Origin of the sequence: Colwellia sp. BRX8-7 (assembly GCF_014077275.1) — a bacterium.
In the GTDB taxonomy this organism is placed as follows: domain Bacteria; phylum Pseudomonadota; class Gammaproteobacteria; order Enterobacterales; family Alteromonadaceae; genus Colwellia_A.
This window is the reverse complement of sequence record NZ_JACGVP010000046.1, coordinates 1-3,480: the sequence shown is the minus strand read 5'-3', so window position 1 is coordinate 3,480 and position 3,480 is coordinate 1. Positions and strand designations below refer to the sequence as shown.

Below are 3,480 nucleotides of genomic sequence, written 5' to 3'. Positions count from 1 at the left end.
ATATTGGCGTAAATGACGTAGAGCTTGGCGAAACACTCCAAAACCATATTTAGAAAGTACAAACGCCTACTTAAATTGGCAAATGCTTTAAACAATAAAACGAAGTGGCGATTACACCTAACGCCACGTTAAGCGGCAAAAAATTGTTGGCTAAAATTGTGAACGGAGTGAAACAGCCAACTGTTTTTTGTCCGTTTAAACGTCTTGTTATACGAATTTACCACTTACCTTTTTTACATGCAGCAATTAAATACTTAACTGTAATTGGGCTTTTATTAGCTGCAATGTGCTCATCACGATATTTAAGCTTACGATAAAAATATACTAAACCTTTTAAACAAGGTTCGTTTCTAAAGTATTTACTAAAGTCAAAGTTGGTTAAATCAAGTTGATATTTGGAATGACATTGTTCAAATATTTCCCAAGCATCATCCCCATCAATTTTTAAGTCTCCTAACAAAGTTGAATTGTCATTGACCTTATCGATAGATACATTGGCTTCATTTAAAATTATTAATTTGATTTCATCATCCATAATCGAGATTCGTATAACGCCCATATTAAGCGGCAAATAATAGTTGGCTAAAATGTTGAACGAAGTGAAAACAGCCAACTGTTTTTTGTCCGTTTGAATTGCTTGTTAGGTTAAATTTATTATTAAACCAAATAGTTAAAGCAAACTCATAAAGTTAATATAACCGCACCACGACTAAATGCCAAACAGTAATTTTGAGCCATTTACACAAAAGGTGTTTAGCGCACAACACAAATGTTATTGCTGGACTCTCGACAATGATTCGCGACAATTACAAAATGCTTTGGCGAAACTCCACGAAACAGAAAAACCACCAAACCAATATTAAAAGCACATAAGTTGGTTAACAATTAAAACAGAAAAGTGGTGCCACCTAACGCCTTGCTAAGCGGCGCAAAATAGTTGGCTAAAATGTGCGAGGAACGAAGCGCAACCAACTGTTATGCGTCCGTTTGAGCAACTTGTTATGTGCAATTACTGCCAAAACCCCAATTCCCAGCCTGATAAAACAAACTGAAAAATCAATAAAACTGCTGTGAATAAAGCCAATTTTTTACGTGTTTTATAGCGTGTTATAAAATACCCAAGTAGTAATAAGTCGTAAAGAACTATAACAATTAATAACAGTAAGGATATCCAACTTCCTAATGATAAGTGTGTTCCATGAATATCAAAAATATAGTCAAAAGGGACAATAAATAACTTGGGTTCTATACCAATCAAAATACCAAAGATTGGAAGAATGAAAAATTTGATAAATCTACTCAAAGTCTGAAACCCATTTGCATATAACGCCTAATTAACAGGCAAAAAATGGTTGGCTAAAATAGGTGAACGTAGTGAACAAAAAGCCAACTGTTTTTTGTCCTTGTTTAATTTCTTGTTAGGCATTTTTACCAGCCATGCTTTTCAGGGTCTGTTTCATCACGAAATTCGTCTGATAATTTAGATAATAGAACTTCGTCGGCGAGTCCCTCGCTACGAATAGCAATAAGTTGTATCCAAGCTTTCGATCTACTATGACCATCAAAAAGCAGAGCCATTTTTTTATTACTATTTTGAAGTAATTTATATAAGAAAAGGTATCTTTCATGAACATGCTTTTTATGGTCAGAAACAACTTCTTGTGTTTCTTCAAGAGCTACAGTGCAATATTGTTCAATCGCTTTATCTTTTATCGCTGTAAATACTTTCCAATCTGATTCTTTCATGGTGGATGCCTACTGCCAAACTAATATGAATGCCTAACGCCACCTTAAGCAGCAAAAAATTGTTTGTTAAAATGTTGAACGGAGTGAAAACAGCAAACTGTTTTTTGTCCGTTTAAAGGTCTTGTTATATGCAAATTGTTAATCATAGTACCAGCCTTCTTGCGCATAGAACTTACAAAACTGCTCGATAGAATACTTTGATGCATCAGGTAATAATGCTTTGCGTCTTAACGCATAACCATAAATGAATTTTGTCGAGTTGGGAATAGAGAACCATTCAAATGGAGTATTACTAATTTTCACTATTTCAGCTAAATATTTTACTGACTCTTCAGCCTTTTCTTTTGTGAAATCGGCTTCGTTAATACGCATATCTTCTGCGACATCATTATTAATTGGGCAGAGTTGTTTAGCATTTGTAGTAAAACTAAATAACATCAAAGTTATTAGAAGATATCTCATAGCTATCCTTTGCATATAATGCCACATTAAGCGGCAAAAAATTGTTGGCTAAAATGTTGAACGAAGTGAAAACAGCCAACTATTTTTTGTCCGTTTGAATGCCTTGTTATGTTTCTGTGTCACTACTATTAAAAGTAGCTTTATTACGAACAAAACAAATTACTCCAAAAGCAATGAAACCAACACCTAGAATGAAAGTCAGGCTAGTAAAGCCTTGTCTAGAAGTTATACCAAAACCAGCAAAAACTATCCCCATAAATAAATAAAATAGAGGAGCAATTATCATATTTTTGTTTACATTTGAATAAACTTTAGCATTACCATTTATAATGGCATTATGCGTTTCGACTATTTCTTCATGTGAGTTTTTACAAGCTAGTCCGTGTCCCATATCAGTTACACAACCCTTTGCTACAAGCCTTGCAAGTACCTACTGCAGACTTATCTATGTGATTAAAACAGTTCATCCATACTCCTTAAGAAGAAACATAACGCCTAATTAACAGGCAAAAAATAGTTGGCTAAAATAAGCGACGCAGGAGCAAAAGCCAACTGTTATTTGTCCTGTTTTAACGACTTGTTATGTGAATTTAACTCGAATATATAAGTATATTGAAATTAGAAACATTATTAACGACAAACCATAAACCGTATAAATACTTAACTTATCACTATCATAGGTTTCTTGATAAGTAATAATTAATTCATTATCAATACCGATTTGCTTAGCTTCGTAAACGTCATTTACCAGAATATAAAAATCATGGTACCAAATACTAATATTTTCTTGGTTCTTAAGTTTTTTGATTCTCTCGTTATTCACTTTAGTAGAATTGGGTATGTCAAAAGATAACTTAACATTACTTTTAGTGAGTATTGATAAAACCAAACCTGAACTAGCCTTGGGTGCAATATCAGTTATTTTTCCTGAAATATACGTCAATTCACTAAATTCTGGAATTGGGATAAAAAATGCAACTAAGAACACGAAAATAGAAGTGAAAAGCAAACCTTTAGAGCTTTTAATTCTTGATACATTATCCAATTTAGCCCTCCCCAGTTTGCCTATTCACATAACGCCCCATTAAGAGGCTTTTAATTGTTGGTTAAAATGTGTAGCGAAGCGGAACCTAACCAACTGTTAAAAGTCCTGCTTGAATGGCTTATAGTTGGACCAATCCATTTATCAATCGATTAGTTTACTATATTTGATAAGTGGAATATGCCTCTGTTGGTTACGAATATTGAACGGCAAACATCCAATGTTTCTAA

The 3,480-nt window shown here is 33.5% G+C and carries 6 protein-coding genes; all 6 read right to left on the bottom strand.

What is annotated here, in order from left to right; translation table 11 throughout:
* Positions 1-217: 217 nt before the first annotated feature.
* Entirely contained in the window at positions 218-535 is a 318-nt protein-coding gene (locus H4J57_RS19190; protein WP_182243947.1) for a DUF1493 family protein, read from the bottom strand.
* Between the two features lie 474 nt (positions 536-1,009).
* On the bottom strand, positions 1,010-1,303 hold the full coding sequence (locus tag H4J57_RS19185) for a hypothetical protein (protein WP_182243946.1): 294 nt from the start codon (positions 1,301-1,303) through the stop codon (positions 1,010-1,012).
* Positions 1,304-1,428: 125 nt separating this feature from the next.
* Positions 1,429-1,746, bottom strand: a complete 318-nt coding sequence (locus tag H4J57_RS19180; RefSeq protein WP_182231141.1) for a hypothetical protein — start codon at positions 1,744-1,746, stop codon at positions 1,429-1,431.
* A 138-nt stretch (positions 1,747-1,884) separates the two neighbouring features.
* Complete coding sequence (locus H4J57_RS19175) at positions 1,885-2,208, bottom strand: hypothetical protein (RefSeq protein WP_182243945.1); 324 nt, start codon at positions 2,206-2,208, stop codon at positions 1,885-1,887.
* 106 nt (positions 2,209-2,314) lie between these two features.
* Positions 2,315-2,599 (bottom strand): hypothetical protein, encoded by a 285-nt coding sequence (locus H4J57_RS19170; RefSeq protein WP_182243944.1) that lies wholly within the window; start codon positions 2,597-2,599, stop codon positions 2,315-2,317.
* A gap of 189 nt (positions 2,600-2,788) precedes the next feature.
* Positions 2,789-3,253 (bottom strand): hypothetical protein, encoded by a 465-nt coding sequence (locus H4J57_RS19165; protein WP_182243943.1) that lies wholly within the window; start codon positions 3,251-3,253, stop codon positions 2,789-2,791.
* Positions 3,254-3,480 lie beyond the last annotated feature (227 nt).

Excerpts from the sequence above, each read along its gene's own strand:
- H4J57_RS19180 (WP_182231141.1), bottom strand. The coding sequence starts at position 1,746 with ATGAAAGAATCAGATTGGAAAGTATTTACAGCGATAAAAGATAAAGCG.
- H4J57_RS19190 (WP_182243947.1), bottom strand. The coding sequence starts at position 535 with ATGGATGATGAAATCAAATTAATAATTTTAAATGAAGCCAATGTATCT.
- H4J57_RS19175 (WP_182243945.1), bottom strand. The coding sequence starts at position 2,208 with ATGAGATATCTTCTAATAACTTTGATGTTATTTAGTTTTACTACAAAT.
- H4J57_RS19170 (WP_182243944.1), bottom strand. The coding sequence starts at position 2,599 with ATGGGACACGGACTAGCTTGTAAAAACTCACATGAAGAAATAGTCGAA.